Genomic DNA, 15683 nt, shown 5'->3' on the forward strand with positions numbered 1-15683 from the left:
AGCCCAGCTTACAAAGCTCCTTTCCCCAGACAAATTGATGGCATACGTTCCGTCTGGCTGCCACCTGCCGCTGCAGGTAAGCTATGGCTCCCCTGTTTTGTAGTCGACTGCCCATGACGCTGTCTCCACCCTGCCGCCCCCTGTCTCTGCTGCTGATCACCGCACTGGTGCTGGCGACCATGCTGGGGGTGATGTATCTGGCCGGGCGCTATATGACCCGCACCAGTCTGCAGAAGGAATCGGTACAGCTGGATGAGCAGTTGCAGCTTTATGCAGGCCAGCTCACTACGCTGATCGAACGCTTCCGCAGTCTGCCCGCGGTACTGGCCCTTGATCCGGATATTCGTCAGGCCCTCAGTGAGCCCCTGACCCCGGCGTTACAGCAGCGGCTCAACCTCAAACTGGAGCGCATCAACAGCGCAGCGCACTCTTCCACGCTGGAACTGATGCGCGCCGACGGTCTGGCCATCGCCGCCAGTAACTGGCGCCTGCCGACCAGCTACGTCAATCACAACTACGGCTTTCGTCCCTACTTCCTGCAAACCCGGGAAACCGGCAGTGGCCGCTTCTATGGCGTCGGCGTGATCAGCGGTATCCCCGGTTACTTTCTGTCCAGCGCTGTGATGGATGAGCAGGGCCGCTTTCTCGGCGCCATCGTGGTCAAACTGGAGTTTCCCGAACTGGAAGAAAGCTGGGCGCAGAGTCAGGACATCCTGCTGGTCAGCGATGCCCGTGGCATCGTCTTTATCGCTAACCATCCGCACTGGCGCTACCGCACCCTGAAACCGCTGAGCAGCTGGGATGAACAGGAGCTGCAGGCCACCCGCCAGTATGACAAGGTCAGGCTGCAACCCTTGCAGCTGCTGACTCAGCAGGCACTGGGGCCGTCCAGCCAGCGTGTGCAGCTGCGTCTGCCCGACGGCCAGCAGGGCGACTACCTTTGGCAGTCACAGCCGCTGCTTCACGACGGCTGGACCCTGCATCTGCTGCGTGACCCGAACCCCGGCCTTACCGGTGTCACCGCAGCACGGCTGGCGGCAGCCGGGGCCTGGCTGAGTCTGGTGTTTCTGCTGCTGTGGTTGCAGCAGCGACGGCGTCTGTATTTGCTGCGTCAACGCAGTCAGGCCGATCTGGAACAGCTGGTCGAGCAGCGCACTGCCGCGCTGCGCACCGCGCAGAATGGGCTGGTGCAGGCCGCCAAGCTGGCCGCACTGGGGCAGATGTCAGCTGCGCTGGCGCACGAACTGAATCAGCCGCTGACCGCCCAGCGTATGGAGCTGGCCAGCCTGCGCCTGCTGCTGGATCATCAGCGTCTGGACGAGGCACATCAGACCCTCAGCCGGCTGGACCTGTTGCTGCAACGCATGGCCGCCCTGACCAGCCACCTCAAAAGCTATGCCCGACACAGCCCGGATGGCCTGCGTGAACGTCTGAACCTGACCCAGGTGGTGGAACAGACGCTGCTGCTGATGTCCGCCCAGCTGCGCCAGCGCCAGATTCAGGTCGCCACCGATCTGCCGCTGACGGCCTGGGTCGAGGGCGATGCCATTCGCCTCGAACAGGTACTGGTCAATCTGCTCAGCAATGCACTGGATGCCACCCAGCAACACCCGATGCCGCAGCTATCACTGCGTATCCATCAGCCCGATGACCAGCCCGCCAGCTGGTGTCTGAGCGTGATGGACAATGGCGGCGGGATGGCAGAAGGCGATCTGGCGCGGGTGTTTGACCCGTTTTTCACCACCAAGCCCAGTGGCGCGGGCCTCGGTCTGGGGCTGGCCATTTCCCACGCCATCGTGCATCAGCTGGGGGGAGAGCTGCTGGCCAGCAACAGCGGAGACGGCGCCTGCTTCAGTCTGCGGCTGCCCGCCTGTGATCCCCCTGCTGCCGAACGGAGCCTGCTGCCATGAGTCAACATGTGATCTTTATCGACGATGAGGCCGCCATCCGTGATGCGGTAGCGCAGTGGCTGCAGCTGTCCGGCTTTGCGGTCACCCTGTATCAGCGGGCCGAAGAGGCACTGGCTGAACTGCAGCCGGACTTTGACGGCGTGGTGGTCAGCGATGTGCGCATGGCCGGAATGGATGGGCTGGCGCTGCAGCAGGCGGTGCGGGCCATCGACAGCGATCTGCCGGTGATTCTGGTCACCGGCCACGGTGACGTACCGATGGCAGTCGCTGCCCTGCAGCAGGGCGCCTATGACTTTATCGAGAAACCCTTTACCCCCGAGCGTCTGCTCGATGCCCTGCGCCGGGCGCTGGAAAAACGCCGGCTGGTGCTTAGCCTGCGCCAGTTGCAGCAGTCCAGCGCCGCACAGACGGATATAGCTCACCGTCTGCTCGGCAGCTCGCCAGCGGTGGTCGAGTTGCGCCGCCAGCTGCTGACACTTGCGCCGACGCCGGTGAATGTGCTGATTCGCGGTGAAACCGGCAGTGGCAAGGAGCTGGTCGCCCGCTGCCTGCATGACTTCAGCCCCCGCCGTGACAAGCCTTTTGTCGCCCTCAACTGCGCCGCCATACCGGAAAACCTGTTCGAATCGGAGCTGTTCGGTCACGAAGCCGGCGCCTTTACCGGCGCTCAGGGCAAACGCATCGGCAAGCTGGAGCACGCCAGCGGCGGCACCCTGTTTCTGGATGAAATTGAAAGCCTGCCGCTGGCTCAGCAGGTCAAGCTGTTACGGGTTATTCAGGAGCGTCAGCTGGAACGTCTGGGTAGTAATCAGAGTATTGCTGTTGATCTGCGCATCATCGCCGCCACTAAACCGGACCTGCTGGAAGAAGCGCGGGCCGGGCGCTTTCGCGAAGATCTGGTGTACCGGCTGAATATCGCCGAACTGCAGTTACCGCCGCTGCGTGAGCGCAAAGACGATATTCCGCTGCTGTTCCGTCATTTCTGTCAGCTGGCGGCAGCGCATCTGCAACGCCCCTGCCCCACGCTGGAGGGCGAGGATTTCGCGGCACTGCTGGCCCACGACTGGCCGGGTAATGTACGCGAGCTGGCCAATGCGGCCGAACGGCAGGTACTGGGGCTGGCCAGCCCGCGGCCTGCCAGCCACAGCGGTACCAGTCTGAGCAGCCGGATGGAACAGTTTGAGGCCACCTGCCTGCGCGATGCCCTGCGCCAGCATCACGGCAATATCCAGGCAGTGATGGCCGAGCTGGACCTGCCACGCCGTACGCTCAACGAGAAGATGCAGCGTCACGGCCTTAACCGCGGTGATTTCCTGCCGGAATAGTCACTCTTCCTCCTCTCTTTTCATCGGCGACCTGTTCAACGCTTGCCTGACCCTACGATCTATAAGCAAAAATCCGCCGACAGCGTCCTGAGCGTAAGCGGATTATTGCTTATCCGCACCCACCATTAACCCATAACCATTTGAATATAAAAGAAATTTAACTCTGGCACGGGCTGTGCTCTGGGGTCTTCACGCCCTCGCTGGCAGACCCACAACAACGACAAGAATCCAGAGGACTTCTGATGGACAGCACCCTTTCCACTCAGGGTACGGCTGCATCTGCAGCACCCCGCACCACCTCACAACGCATCAAATCCATTTTCAGTGGCTCCATCGGCAACATGGTCGAATGGTACGACTGGTATGTGTACTCGGCGTTTTCCCTGTATTTTGCCAAGGCGTTCTTTCCCAAGGGCGATCTCACCGCCCAGCTGCTCAATACCGCCGCCATCTTTGCCATCGGCTTCCTGATGCGCCCGCTGGGTGGCTGGCTGATGGGCCTCTACGCCGACCGCAAGGGCCGCAAATCGGCACTGCTGCTGTCGGTATGGATCATGTGCCTTGGCTCACTGATCATCGCCCTGACCCCGAGCTATGAGACTATCGGCATCGGTGCACCGATCCTGCTGGTGCTGGCGCGGCTGCTGCAGGGCCTGTCGGTCGGCGGTGAATACGGCACTTCGGCGACCTATCTGTCCGAGATGGCAACCAAAGAGCGTCGCGGGTTCTACTCAAGCTTCCAGTACGTGACGCTGATTTCCGGCCAGCTGCTGGCGCTGGGGGTACTGATTCTGCTGCAGCAGGTGTTCCTCACCAGCGCGCAGCTGGAAAGCTGGGGCTGGCGTATTCCTTTTGTGATCGGCGCCCTGTGTGCGGTGGTGGCCATGCTGCTGCGTCGTGATATGGCGGAGACCGAGTCCTTCACCAAGAAGCAGAGCGACAAGCCCAAGACCAGCACCATGGCGCTGCTGATAAAGCACCCGAAAGAGTTACTGACCGTCGTGGGCCTGACCATGGGTGGTACCCTGGCGTTCTACACCTACACCACCTATATGCAGAAATATCTGGTCAACTCGGTGGGCATGAGCAAAAGCGACTCGACCCTGATCTCTGCCGCCACGCTGTTCCTGTTCATGGTGATACAACCGGTGATCGGTGGACTGTCTGACAAGATTGGCCGCCGCCCGATACTGATCGCCTTCGGCGTGATGGGTACGCTGTTCACCTACCCCATCCTCAGTACCCTGCACAATATCAGTACCTGGTGGGGCGCCTTCTTCCTGATCATGGCGGCACTGCTGATTGTCAGCTTCTACACCTCGATCAACGCCGTAGTGAAAGCCGAGCTGTTCCCCACCGAAATTCGTGCTCTGGGCGTGGGTCTGCCCTATGCCCTGACGGTATCAATCTTTGGCGGCACAGCTGAATACATTGCTCTGTACTTCAAGAGCATCGGCATGGAAAGCGGTTACTACTGGTATGTGACCGGCTGTATCGCCATTTCCCTGCTGGTCTATATCAGCATGAAGGACACCCGCAGTAACTCGCTGATTGATAGCGACTGAGAACAGAAAACGATCTGCGCGCGCCGGCCACACGGCGCGCTTCACTCCGGCGTGCCCCGTCACGCCTCTGCCCGCTTCCCTTCTCTTCGTCTTCCCCAAAAGTTGTGCAGGCAAAATCACGCCAAGCTATTAAGCTTAACGGCATGTCTTCTGACACGCCGGTTCGATACAGCGGCGTCCGGGAGACCCCAGCTCAGGATGCTGACAGGGGATAGGCAGCAGCTGTTCAGCTATGGCATGCTGTTTGCCTGCAGATGACAACCTGGCCCGCCGGTCAGTTGGCTGTTCTGCGACACTTGCTGCTCCTTCAATAACAACGACAACTAATGAAGCCTTATGAATAAAGACAACAATCCGCTGGTACGGGTGGTCAGAGGAATCGACTGCTTCAGTGAGGTCACAGGACGTGCCATCTCATGGCTCACCCTGGCGATGGTGCTGGTCACCTTTGTCATCGTGGTGATGCGTTACCTGTTCAACATGGGTAACGTGGCCGTGCAGGAGTCCGTGATCTATATGCACTCCTTTGTGTTTCTGCTGGGGGCGGCCTATACCCTCAAGCACGACGGCCATGTGCGCGTCGACATCATCTATCGCCCCCTGTCTGAACGCGGCAAGGCCTGGGTCAACGTGTTCGGCAACCTGTTCATGCTGATGCCGGTGTGCATCTTCTTCCTCTGGGTCTCCTGGGATTACGTTGCCGCCTCCTGGGCCATCAAGGAAGCCTCGCAGGAAGCCGGTGGCATTCCGTTCCGCTACCTCCTCAAGACCGCACAGATCGCCATGCCCATCCTGATCATCATTCAGGGTATCGGTGAGTTGCTGCGTGACCTGCTGGTGATTACCGGCAAGGCCCATCTGGTTGTGGAACAGGAGCCCATGGTATGAGCGAAATCATGTCATTGCTGCTGTTCGCTGCAGCGGTTGTTATTTTGCTGATCGGTTATCCGGTCGCTATTTCTCTGGCCGGCACCGGCCTGCTGTTTGCCGGTATCGGCTATGTTTTTGATCTGTTTGACCCTGCCTTCCTTGAGGCGGTGCCCAACCGTATTTTCGGTGTCATGGGCAATGAAACCCTGATTGCCGTGCCGCTGTTCGTGTTCATGGGCGTGATGCTGGAAAAGGCCAAGATAGCCGAGGAACTGCTCGATACCATGGCGCTGCTGTTTGGCCCCATGCGCGGTGGCCTCGGCATTTCCGTGTGCATCGTCGGCATGCTGCTGGCCGCCAGTACCGGTATCGTCGGCGCGACCGTGGTCACCATGGGTCTGCTGTCACTGCCAACCATGGTCCGCCGTGGTTATGATCCGAAGGTGGCGACCGGCGTCATCTGTGCCTCGGGCACCCTCGGCCAGATCATTCCGCCTTCCATCGTGCTGGTACTGCTGGGCGATGTGATTTCTTCTGCTTATCAGCAGGCTCAGCTGGACATGGGTATCTACTCACCCAAGTCAGTCACGGTTGGTGATCTGTTCCTCGGCGCGCTGATCCCCGGCCTGCTGCTGGTGGTCGGCTATATCGGCTATCTGATATTCAAGTCCGTCGTTGACCCGGACAGCGTACCGGCCATTCCGGCAGAAGAGCGTGGCAAGGTGAACGATCTGGGCACCCGCATCTTCAAGGTACTGATTCCGCCGCTGTTGCTGGTGGTGCTGGTGCTGGGTTCCATTCTCGGTGGTCTGGCCACCCCCACCGAAGCCGCTTCGGTCGGTGCCATTGGTGCAGTGGTGCTGTCAGCCTTCCGCCGCAACCTGAGCTGGCCGATTCTGAAGGACGTCATGCGCAGCACCACCCAGGTCAGCTCCATGGTATTCATGATCCTGGTCGGCGCGGCGGTATTCTCGCTGGTGTTCCGTGGCTACGGTGGCGATGATCTGGTCCGCGACTTCCTGCACAACCTGCCCGGTGGCGAAGTCGGCGCGATGATCATCGTCATGCTGGTGATGTTCTTCCTCGGCTTCTTCCTCGACTTTATGGAAATCACTTTCGTCGTGGTCCCTATCGTCGCACCGGTACTGCTGATGATGGGCATTGATCCGATCTGGCTGGGCATCATGTTTGCCATCAACCTGCAGACGTCCTTCCTCACGCCGCCGTTCGGCTTTGCACTGTTCTATCTGCGTGGCGTGGCGCCGGACAGCATTTCCACCGGTACCATCTACAAAGGTGTGATTCCGTTTATCTTTATCCAGCTGCTGATGCTGGGCCTGCTGTCAGCCTGGCCTTCTCTGGCCACCTGGCTGCCGCATCTGGTGTACGGCAATAACTGACCCAACGACTACCGCAAACAAACAAGGCCAGCATCATGCTGGCCTTGTGCGTTTCTGGTTTTAACAGTCACTCTGGGTACAGAACGGCGGCGTATGCTGTCTGCCTGCTAGGCGACGACGCGGTTACGTCCTTCATGCTTGGCGCGGTACAACGCCTTATCGGCACGTGCCAGTAACGGATCAATATGGCGGTCACTCTCGCGCAGGGCGATACCGACACTGGCGCTGAGCGGGATCAAGACGTCATCAAAGCGGCATTGCAGCTGGCTGATGCCCAGACGCAAGGCTTCTGCCGTGGCCAGCGCCTGCTGCTCATCCACCGCAAACAGCAGGATGGCAAACTCTTCGCCGCCCATGCGGCCAAACAGCCCCTTATCCCGGAGCTGCTCCTTCATTAACCGGGCCACGTACTTCAGTGCCTTGTCACCGGCCTGATGACCATAGTTGTCATTGATCTGCTTGAAGTGGTCGAGGTCCAGCATCAGCACGGCACCACCGTCATCATGCTGAGCCAGCCAGTGGTTGGTACGCTCGATAAAGGTACGGCGGTTATACAGCCCGGTGAGCATGTCCATGCTGGCCAGAATGCTCAGCTCGCGGGTACGTTCCTCCACCCGGCGTTCAAGACTGTGATTGGTCTCTTCGAGATGGTTACGCAGACGACGCAGACGCAGGATAAACATCAGCAGGTAGCCCACCAGCAGGCTGCCACCCACGGCCAGCCCCAGCAGCAGCCAGGTCAGGTGGTCAAAATAGGCCAGCATATGCTGGCGGTGCTCATCATTGCGATTGGTGTTGGCGTTCTCGATGACATTCATCATGCGATGGATGCTCTGCAGACTGTCGGGCAGTTTCCGGCGAATCTCATCCAGCACCGGTGCGGTATCGCCCGTGCTCATCGCCGTCACCCAGCCTTTAACCTGCTGCTGCAGGGCCAGCAGATCCTGCCGGGCCTGCGCCCCCAGCACGGGCATGTATTCAAACGGGGTATTCATGTTGAGCAGGGTGATCTGGCTCTGCAGCACCCGCAGCTGGGTCAGTACCTGCGCCTCCGGGGTGGGCTGCTGCAGCATGGCGTCCAGACGGCGGATATTGTGCTGCAGGTTGTAGCCCTTCCACAGGGAATGAGGATCGTTGGGCTGCGCCAGCGAACGGCCCTGGTCAATCACCAGCATCAGGCTGGTAATAATGATGGCTGCCGAGATAGCGATGACCCCGAACAGCAGCCCAAGGCTCAGGCGTGAGCTGCCCTGCCAGGGTATACGCTGCAGCTTATCCACTGTCACTCCAGACTGATCGAGCGCAATTGCCAGATCGTGCGGTTGTAGTACTCCTGGGTCAGCAGCTCCTGATGATCGTCCAGAGGGTACACCACGATCATCGGTCCGAGCGATTCGATGGGGATCAGCTGGCCATCGCGGCGCAACGCGACGATCGGTTCATAGGCGGCCAGATCGGTGGCAGGAATGACCACGCTGTAGTCATCCAGCGCCCACAGTGTGAGGGTCTTCGCCGAGCTGCCCGTGAGCCTGGCCAGCTCACTCAGGCGCACGCCCTGCCAGGTAGACGCTGTCTCACCGCCGGGCACTTCCGGCAGGCGGGTGGTATAGCTGACCTGCGGCATGGCCTCCAGCTGGCTGAGGCTCAGTTCATGTACCCTGGCATCTGTGCCGGTAATCGACAGTACGCTGTCGTCGGCACGCAGTGGCAAGGCCACCAGAAGCAGCAGGCTCAGGCAGAGCTGGCTGAACACCGACCACATCTGCAGCGGGTGACAACGTCTGTGCATACGTCTCTCCTACAAACTCAAACAGGCTTCACACTTACCGGGTCCCCCGTGCAGGGCAACCAGCGACAAAATAAAGTGCCAGAGTGTAGCAGCAGTGTTTTGATTGCGTAAATGTTGAACAACGACAGGGATATTATCTTGACTTACTGCCACCTTGTCTGACTGGTATCATGCCCGCCCTGCCCCCGGCTGACAGGTCTTTATTGTGCCCATTCAACGCTGTGACATCTTTTGTACTGTCATTGACAACTTCGGTGATATTGGCGTGTGCTGGCGTCTGGCCCGGCAGTTACAGCAGCAATACCAGATGCAGGTCAGACTGTTTGTCGATGAGTTGCAGGCCCTGCAGATGCTCTGCCCGCAAGCGGTACTGCTGCCATATCAGCAACTGGAACATATAGAGGTCTACCGCTGGCAGCCGGGTAATAGTGGGGACGACCAGTGCGAGGCTGATTTCAGCCCGGCAGCCATCGCCGATCTGGTCATCGAGGCCTTCGCCTGCGAGCTGCCCGCCGGCTATATCGATGCCATGGCAACCGTCGCCACTCATGGCAAGCAACCGCACTGGCTCAATCTCGAATACCTGACCACGGAAGACTGGGCCGATGACTGCCACGGCCTGACCTCCATGCACCCGGGCAATGGCCTGCGTAAGCAGTTCTACTTTCCCGGCTTCAGCCCGCGCACCGGCGGCCTGCTGTGTGAAGCAAACCTGCTGAACGAGCGCGATGCCTGGCAGGCCGATCCGCAGCAGCGGGCAACGCTGCTGCAGCGTCTTGGTGTCGAGTGGGACACCAGCAGAAATCAGTGCGATCCCCTGCTGATCTCGCTGTTTGCCTACCAGAATCCAGCCGTAGCCGGATTGTTACAAGCACTCAGCATGAGCACAAATCCCGTGCTTTGCCTGGTGCCTGAAGGTAAAATCCTGCCCCAGGTTGCCACTGCCCTCGGCTGCGCTCCGTTGCGACGGGGAGACTGCCTGCAGCAGGGGAATCTGACGGTACAGGTGCTGCCTTTTCTGGAGCAGCGTGATTATGATCGGCTGCTGTGGAGCTGCGACCTGAACCTGGTACGGGGGGAAGACTCCTTTGTACGTGCGCAATGGGCCGGGCGGCCACTGATCTGGCAGATCTATCCGCAAGCGGATGACGCCCACCTCGACAAGCTCGAGGCCTTCCTGCAGCGCTATAGTCAGACCCTGCCACCGGCGCTGGCCACGCAGGTTTTAACCTGCTGGCGAGCCTGGAATCAGCCGGACAGCGCTCACCCCGACTGGGCTGCCTTACTGGCAGCGCTGGCAGACTGGCAACAGGATGCGCGGCGTTGGGCCGAGACCCTGCAACAGCAGGGTGATCTCGCCGCAAACATGCTGCAGTTTTTGCAAAATCACAGTGATTAAAGGCTTCTTGCCCCCTTTGCGATTTTGCAAAATCGGCTATAGTGGCGCGCACCAGATCAAAGTAGCGGGCGCAGGCTGTTTAAGTCGCACGCACTCACTTTCACTTTTTTGAGTTCAGCTCATGAAAACTGCACAAGAACTTCGCGCTGGTCAGGTGATCAGCATCAACGGCTCTCCCTGGGTAATCCAGAAGGCCGAATTCAACAAATCCGGCCGCAACGCTGCGGTCGTGAAAATGAAACTGAAAAACCTGCTGTCTGGCATCGCTACTGAAAGCGTTTACAAAGCCGACGACAAGTTCGAAGACATCATTCTGGATCGCAAAGAAGTAACCTATTCTTACTTCGCTGATCCCCTGTACGTATTCATGGATTCTGACTACGAACAGTACGAAATCGAGAAAGATGATCTGGGCGACGTCCTGATGTATCTGGAAGACGGCATGACCGACGTGTGCGAAGCCGTGTTCTACAACGGTAAAGTGATCTCCGTTACCCTGCCTACCAGCATCGAGCGTGTAATTGCCTACACTGAACCTTCAGTCCGTGGCGACACCTCTGGCAAAGTAATGAAGCCTGCCCGCCTGAACAACGGCACCGAAATCATGGTTTCCGGCTTCTGCGAAATCGGTGATGGCATCGTTATCGATACCCGCACCAACGAATACAAATCACGCATCAAGGCCTGATTCGCCCTGCGCGAATCCCTGAGTGAGTGACAGCAAAAAGCCCCTTTCGGGGCTTTTTGTCATTCTGCAGTTCACCCACCGGCTCAGGCCCTGCTGTGCCAGCGCAGCTGTCGCCAGATTTTCTGCTGCTCCGGGTTGAGAAAGCTCCAGGCGATAAAGCGGCTGCTTTTCTGGCCCTGTGCCATCGCCACTACCTGCTGTTGCACCGCCCCGACCTCTTTCAGCACCTTCTCCAGCAGCGGCAGATTGGCCTGCTTCGATACCAGAGAGGTAAACCAGTACACCTGACTGGCATAACCCGCACTCTCACGCATCATGCGGCTGATAAAGGCCAGCTCGCCGCCTTCGCACCACAGCTCATTGCTCTGTCCGCCGAAATTCAGCTGCTCCGCACTGGCCTCCTTCTGTTCATCCCATTTGCCGAGGTTCTGCCACTTGCGCTGATTGCCCCGCACCATCTGCTCCACTGACTCATGAAAAGGCGGATTGCACAGGGTCAGGTCGAGATAGTCATCAGGCTGCACGATGTGGGTAAAGCAGTGCTGTGCATCCGGCTGCTGTCGCAGGCTGATCTTCTGCTGCAACACCGGGTTGGCCGCCAGAATACGCTCCGCCGACGCCAGTGAGGCCGCTTCAATATCTGCGGCCACAAACTGCCAGCCATATTCACTGCTGCCGATCAGTGGGTAGATGCAGTTGGCGCCACAGCCGATGTCCAGCACCTGAATACGTTTGCCAGCAGGCTGTTTGCCGCCGTTGGCCGCCGCCAGCAGATCAGCGAGATAGTGGACATAGTCAGCCCGCCCGGGAATCGGCGGACACAGATAGCCTGCAGGAATATCCCAGCTCTCAATCTGATACCAGTGCTGCAGCAGTGCCCGGTTGAGGGTCTTAATCGCCTGCGGATCAGTAAAATCGATGGAATGATTGCCCTTGGGCGTCAGGCGGATAAAGCCTGCCAGATCGGGGCAGACCGCGGTCAGGGCAGCAAAGTCATAGCGTTGCTGATGGCGATTGCGCGGATGCAGCGGTGACGACTTGCTGGCCATCCTGGCAGCAACAGGCGGTACAGATTTGCGGGACATGGCAGTCAGAGCAGTGGGTCAGAAAGGCCCTTCAGTATAAAGAGCAGATCTGCCAGCGAACAGCGGCAATTGCGCGCTCTTCCTGCCCGCTCACAGGCACAACGAGAAAAGGCTCCCGAAGGAGCCTTTCCGTAACAGCGTAATCGTGCGCGATAGGGTCGCGGAAGATTACATCTGCTGGCCTTTGAGACCGCTGTAACCGTAGACCAACGGCGCCATAACGTTGTTGTCGTCGTCGGTGGGGGTCACGGTCATCATCATTTCGGTGTAGGAAATGCGGATGGTTTCCACTGGGCGGTCATTCTGGATAGACACGCTGTAGTGGGAAATCATGGCGTCGGTCAGTTCGATTTTCATGATCTCTTCGATCTTCTCGCCCTGCTTGGTCATGTGGAACACCGCGGTTTTGGCTTTACCGATGGTGGATTCCTTGAACAGGTCAGGTGAGGAGCGGTCCTGGAATTTGGTGATGGTGATGTCACCCAGGCGGGCAGCACTGGCTTCACGGTCCATCGCAGTACCAGTATGAGCGGTGACCACACGGTCGATTGCCCAGTCCATGGACAACAGGGTGATCATATCCTTGAACTGTTCGGCAGTGGTTTCGCCCTTGATGCCTTCGTAATTCAGGTAGGTATTACTTTGCATGCTTTTCTCCTAAGCATTTGGGTTGATAACCGTCCTTGCGGACGGACTTCCTTGATCGACGGACCGGACCTGACCTTGCCACAGCCTGGCGCCGCTCATGCGGCGTCTCCCCGTCACTTATCACCCTTCCAGCGGTAGTAGCGACAACATCCTTTGTGTCACTCCGGTGTGCTGACGCCCGCTATCTCTATACGTCAGCAACAGCCGGGACTAACCGACCCACAGGCTTTTGGCCTTCCCTGGAAGGGGTGGGCACACCCCTTGTGTTGCGCGCCCTAAAATAATCTTTTCGCCACCACCTGTAAATTAATTTATTAAAACGTAATTATTTATTTCACAATGTGACTTAAAACCTTTGCACCGCGTCTGCCACATCGCTGGCAATATCGAGTACAAAGCCATCATTGCCGCAGTTCACTTTGATCTGTGCCAGTGCCCGTCGCTCTGCCACCGCATTGAGAATGGCCACCGACAACAGGGGCAACAGCTGGTTATGCAGTGTGTTGTGAATGGTTCTGGCGCCGGAGCCCGCATCCTGACAGCCCTGCACGATATAGCTCAGCACCTCCTCGCCGTACACCAGTTCGGTCTGGTGATGCTGACGTAACCGGCGCTCAATACGCGCCAGCTGCAGCTGGGCGATGGCGGTCAGCATCTCACTGCTCAGTGGCACGTAAGGCACCACATTGAGACGCCCCAGGAAGGCTGGCTTGAACACCTTGAGCAGGTCTTCCTGCAACGCCTTGCGCAGCCCTTCGACTCCCGGTGCGGTTTCCGGATCCTCGAACAGCTGCAGGGTGGTATCACTGCCGACATTGCAGGTCATGATGATGATGGTATTGCGGAAATCGATATCGCGGCCTTCACCGTCCTTGATGGTGCCCTTGTCGAACACCTGATAGAAAATGTCCTGCACACCCGGATGGGCCTTTTCCATCTCATCCAGCAGGATCACGCTGTAGGGCTTGCGCCGCACCGCTTCGGTCAGCACGCCACCCTCACCATAGCCGACATAGCCGGGAGGTGAGCCCAGCAGCAGGCTGACCTTATGCTCCTCCTTGAACTCCGACATATTGATCACAGTGACCTTGTCTTCACTGCCAAACACCTGCTCAGCCAGCGCCAGCGCGGTCTCGGTCTTACCAACCCCACTGGGGCCGGTCAGCAGGAAGATGCCATTAGGACGATTTTCATCGGCCAGCTGGGCACGGGCGGTTTGCACCGTCTGGCTGATCAGCCGCAGGGCATGGGGCTGACCGATAACCCGCTCGGCCAGTCGCTGTTCGAGGCCCAGAATGGCGCTGATCTCATCGGCCTGCATGCGTCCCAGCGGAATACCGGTCCAGTCAGACACCACCGCAGCGACCAGCTGTTCATCCACCTGCCAGTGCACCATCGGCTGGCCATTGTCGGCATAATCCTGCAGGAACTGACGAAAAGCCTGCTGCTCCCGCTCCTTGTCAGCCTCGTTCAGCGTGTCATCCGTCAGTTTGCGGTAGTGACTGCCGGCCTGCTGTACGGACAGTTTCTCCGCCTGCCACACCGCCTGCTCACGCTGCAGCTGCGCCTCGACGTCCTGCTGTTGACCCTGCAGGACCTCCAGCACTTCAGCGTGTTCACCGGTGGCCAGCTGTTCAGCACGCAGCTGGCTGATCTCGGCAGCCAGCGCCTCGGCCTGACGCTGCAACTGCTCCACGCGTGCCGGTACAGCCGCCTGGCTCATGGCCACCCGGGCGCAGGCGGTATCCAGCAGAGCCACCGCTTTGTCCGGTAACTGGCGCCCGTTGATATAGCGTTGCGACAGATGCACCGCTGCTTTCAGTGCCGCGTCGGCAATACTGACCCCATGATGGCGCTGCATCACCGGCAGCAGGCCCCGCAGCATAATGATGGCCTGCTCGGCACTGGGTTCCTCCACCTTCACCACCTGAAAACGGCGGGTCAGGGCGGCATCCTTCTCGAAGTATTTTTTGTACTCGGCCCAGGTAGTGGCAGCGATAGTACGCAACTCACCGCGGGCCAGAGCGGGTTTGAGCAGATTGGCCGCATCGTTCTGCCCGGCCTGCCCACCACTGCCGATCAGGGTGTGAGCCTCATCGATAAACAGAATGATGGGCGTGGCCGAGGCGCGGACCTCGCTGATCACCCCTTTCAGGCGATTTTCAAACTCGCCTTTCATCCCTGCCCCGGCCTGCAACAGCGCCAGATCCAGCACCCTGACACTGACCGCCTTCAGCACCTCAGGCACATCGCCCGCAGCAATACGCTGGGCCAGCCCCTCCACCACTGCGGTTTTGCCTACCCCGGCTTCACCGGTGAGGATCGGGTTGTTCTGGCGTCGCCGGGTAAGGATGTCGATCATCTGGCGAATTTCGTCATCGCGTCCGAGGATGGGGTCAAGCTTGCCTTCACGCGCCTGAGCGGTGAGATCCTGAGTGAACTGATCCAGTGCTGGCGTGCGGCTGACCTTGCTGCTGGCACCATCCGCCTGACTGACCGCTGGCGCTGTTCCCTCGCCCTGACGCTCCCCGGACTCATGACGCAGCTGCGGCCAGGCGTTCAGCAGCTGTGCCGCATCCAGTCTGGCCAGCGACGGCATATAGCGCTGCCACAACAGCGCCAGCCCCTCATCCTTAACCAGTGCATAGAGCAGATGGGCTGAACGGATCTGATCATCCTGAAAGGCAATACTGCAGGCGACCCAGCTTTCCTGCAGCAGGTGCACCAGCTGGGCTGACAGACCGGGGACGGCGTCATTACCGGTACGCAGCGCCTCCAGCGCGCGCTGCAGCTCAGCGTGAAAGTCTTCAGGCTGTACTTCAAAGCAGCGCAGCAGCAAATGCACATCACTGTGTTCATTGCCCACCAGCGGGGTCAGCCAGTGCTGTACCTCCACACTGAAATGGCTGCGCGACTGGCACAGGGCAGCGGCGGCTTCCAGGGCACTACGACAGGTGGGGTTCAGTTTTTCCACCAGATGCTTGAGAGTCATCGACGACATGAC

Annotated in this window: 12 protein-coding genes; 7 read left to right on the forward strand and 5 right to left on the reverse strand. The window is 59.2% G+C overall.

Features of this window, described 5'->3' with window-relative positions; translation table 11 throughout:
- The first annotated feature begins 83 nt into the window (after positions 1-83).
- From QCD60_RS10060 to QCD60_RS10080, 5 genes are all read left to right on the forward strand, one after another.
- Positions 84-1910, forward strand: a complete 1827-nt coding sequence (locus QCD60_RS10060; RefSeq protein WP_279784815.1) for an ATP-binding protein — start codon at positions 84-86, stop codon at positions 1908-1910.
- A complete protein-coding gene (locus tag QCD60_RS10065; protein WP_279784817.1) occupies positions 1907-3235 on the forward strand; it encodes a sigma-54 dependent transcriptional regulator in 1329 nt (442 codons plus the stop codon). Before QCD60_RS10060 ends, QCD60_RS10065 begins: the two co-directional genes overlap by 4 nt.
- A gap of 242 nt (positions 3236-3477) precedes the next feature.
- Positions 3478-4800, forward strand: coding sequence for an MFS transporter (locus QCD60_RS10070; protein WP_279784819.1), 1323 nt, complete (start codon positions 3478-3480; stop codon positions 4798-4800).
- 336 nt (positions 4801-5136) lie between these two features.
- Positions 5137-5688 (forward strand): TRAP transporter small permease subunit, encoded by a 552-nt coding sequence (locus tag QCD60_RS10075; RefSeq protein ID WP_279784821.1) that lies wholly within the window; start codon positions 5137-5139, stop codon positions 5686-5688.
- Positions 5685-7070, forward strand: coding sequence for a TRAP transporter large permease subunit (locus QCD60_RS10080; RefSeq protein ID WP_110186442.1), 1386 nt, complete (start codon positions 5685-5687; stop codon positions 7068-7070). The genes QCD60_RS10075 and QCD60_RS10080 overlap by 4 nt, the downstream gene beginning before the upstream one ends.
- A gap of 107 nt (positions 7071-7177) precedes the next feature.
- Here the strand turns inward: QCD60_RS10080 and QCD60_RS10085 are convergent, their stop codons facing one another.
- Positions 7178-8350: a GGDEF domain-containing protein gene (locus QCD60_RS10085; protein ID WP_279784824.1), complete on the reverse strand. Its 1173-nt coding sequence runs from the start codon at positions 8348-8350 to the stop codon at positions 7178-7180.
- Positions 8351-8352: 2 nt separating this feature from the next.
- On the reverse strand, positions 8353-8859 hold the full coding sequence (locus tag QCD60_RS10090; RefSeq protein WP_279784826.1) for a molybdopterin-dependent oxidoreductase: 507 nt from the start codon (positions 8857-8859) through the stop codon (positions 8353-8355).
- Positions 8860-9064: 205 nt separating this feature from the next.
- Between QCD60_RS10090 and earP the strand changes: the two genes are divergently transcribed.
- Positions 9065-10258, forward strand: coding sequence for an elongation factor P maturation arginine rhamnosyltransferase EarP (earP, locus tag QCD60_RS10095; RefSeq protein WP_279784828.1), 1194 nt, complete (start codon positions 9065-9067; stop codon positions 10256-10258).
- Positions 10259-10379: 121 nt separating this feature from the next.
- Positions 10380-10946, forward strand: coding sequence for an elongation factor P (gene efp, locus QCD60_RS10100; RefSeq protein WP_279784830.1), 567 nt, complete (start codon positions 10380-10382; stop codon positions 10944-10946).
- Between the two features lie 83 nt (positions 10947-11029).
- On the opposite strand, the gene rlmF is transcribed toward efp, so the two are convergent.
- The 3 genes from rlmF to tssH form a co-directional block, all read right to left on the reverse strand.
- Entirely contained in the window at positions 11030-12031 is a 1002-nt protein-coding gene (rlmF, locus tag QCD60_RS10105; RefSeq protein ID WP_279784832.1) for a 23S rRNA (adenine(1618)-N(6))-methyltransferase RlmF, read from the reverse strand.
- Positions 12032-12199: 168 nt separating this feature from the next.
- On the reverse strand, positions 12200-12679 hold the full coding sequence (locus QCD60_RS10110; RefSeq protein WP_104155086.1) for a type VI secretion system tube protein Hcp: 480 nt from the start codon (positions 12677-12679) through the stop codon (positions 12200-12202).
- A 346-nt stretch (positions 12680-13025) separates the two neighbouring features.
- Positions 13026-15680 (reverse strand): type VI secretion system ATPase TssH, encoded by a 2655-nt coding sequence (gene tssH / locus QCD60_RS10115; RefSeq protein WP_279784834.1) that lies wholly within the window; start codon positions 15678-15680, stop codon positions 13026-13028.
- Positions 15681-15683 lie beyond the last annotated feature (3 nt).

The sequence above is a fragment of the Pokkaliibacter sp. MBI-7 genome, assembly GCF_029846635.1.
Lineage (GTDB): Bacteria > Pseudomonadota > Gammaproteobacteria > Pseudomonadales > Balneatricaceae > Pokkaliibacter.

Bases quoted from the DNA above. Each gene is read 5' to 3' on its own strand.
- QCD60_RS10090 (WP_279784826.1), bottom strand. From the start codon at position 8,859: ATGCACAGACGTTGTCACCCGCTGCAGATGTGGTCGGTGTTCAGCCAG.
- efp (WP_279784830.1), top strand. From the start codon at position 10,380: ATGAAAACTGCACAAGAACTTCGCGCTGGTCAGGTGATCAGCATCAAC.
- QCD60_RS10075 (WP_279784821.1), top strand. From the start codon at position 5,137: ATGAATAAAGACAACAATCCGCTGGTACGGGTGGTCAGAGGAATCGAC.
- QCD60_RS10070 (WP_279784819.1), top strand. From the start codon at position 3,478: ATGGACAGCACCCTTTCCACTCAGGGTACGGCTGCATCTGCAGCACCC.
- QCD60_RS10110 (WP_104155086.1), bottom strand. From the start codon at position 12,679: ATGCAAAGTAATACCTACCTGAATTACGAAGGCATCAAGGGCGAAACC.
- rlmF (WP_279784832.1), bottom strand. From the start codon at position 12,031: ATGTCCCGCAAATCTGTACCGCCTGTTGCTGCCAGGATGGCCAGCAAG.
- QCD60_RS10065 (WP_279784817.1), top strand. From the start codon at position 1,907: ATGAGTCAACATGTGATCTTTATCGACGATGAGGCCGCCATCCGTGAT.
- QCD60_RS10080 (WP_110186442.1), top strand. From the start codon at position 5,685: ATGAGCGAAATCATGTCATTGCTGCTGTTCGCTGCAGCGGTTGTTATT.
- tssH (WP_279784834.1), bottom strand. From the start codon at position 15,680: ATGTCGTCGATGACTCTCAAGCATCTGGTGGAAAAACTGAACCCCACC.
- QCD60_RS10060 (WP_279784815.1), top strand. From the start codon at position 84: ATGGCTCCCCTGTTTTGTAGTCGACTGCCCATGACGCTGTCTCCACCC.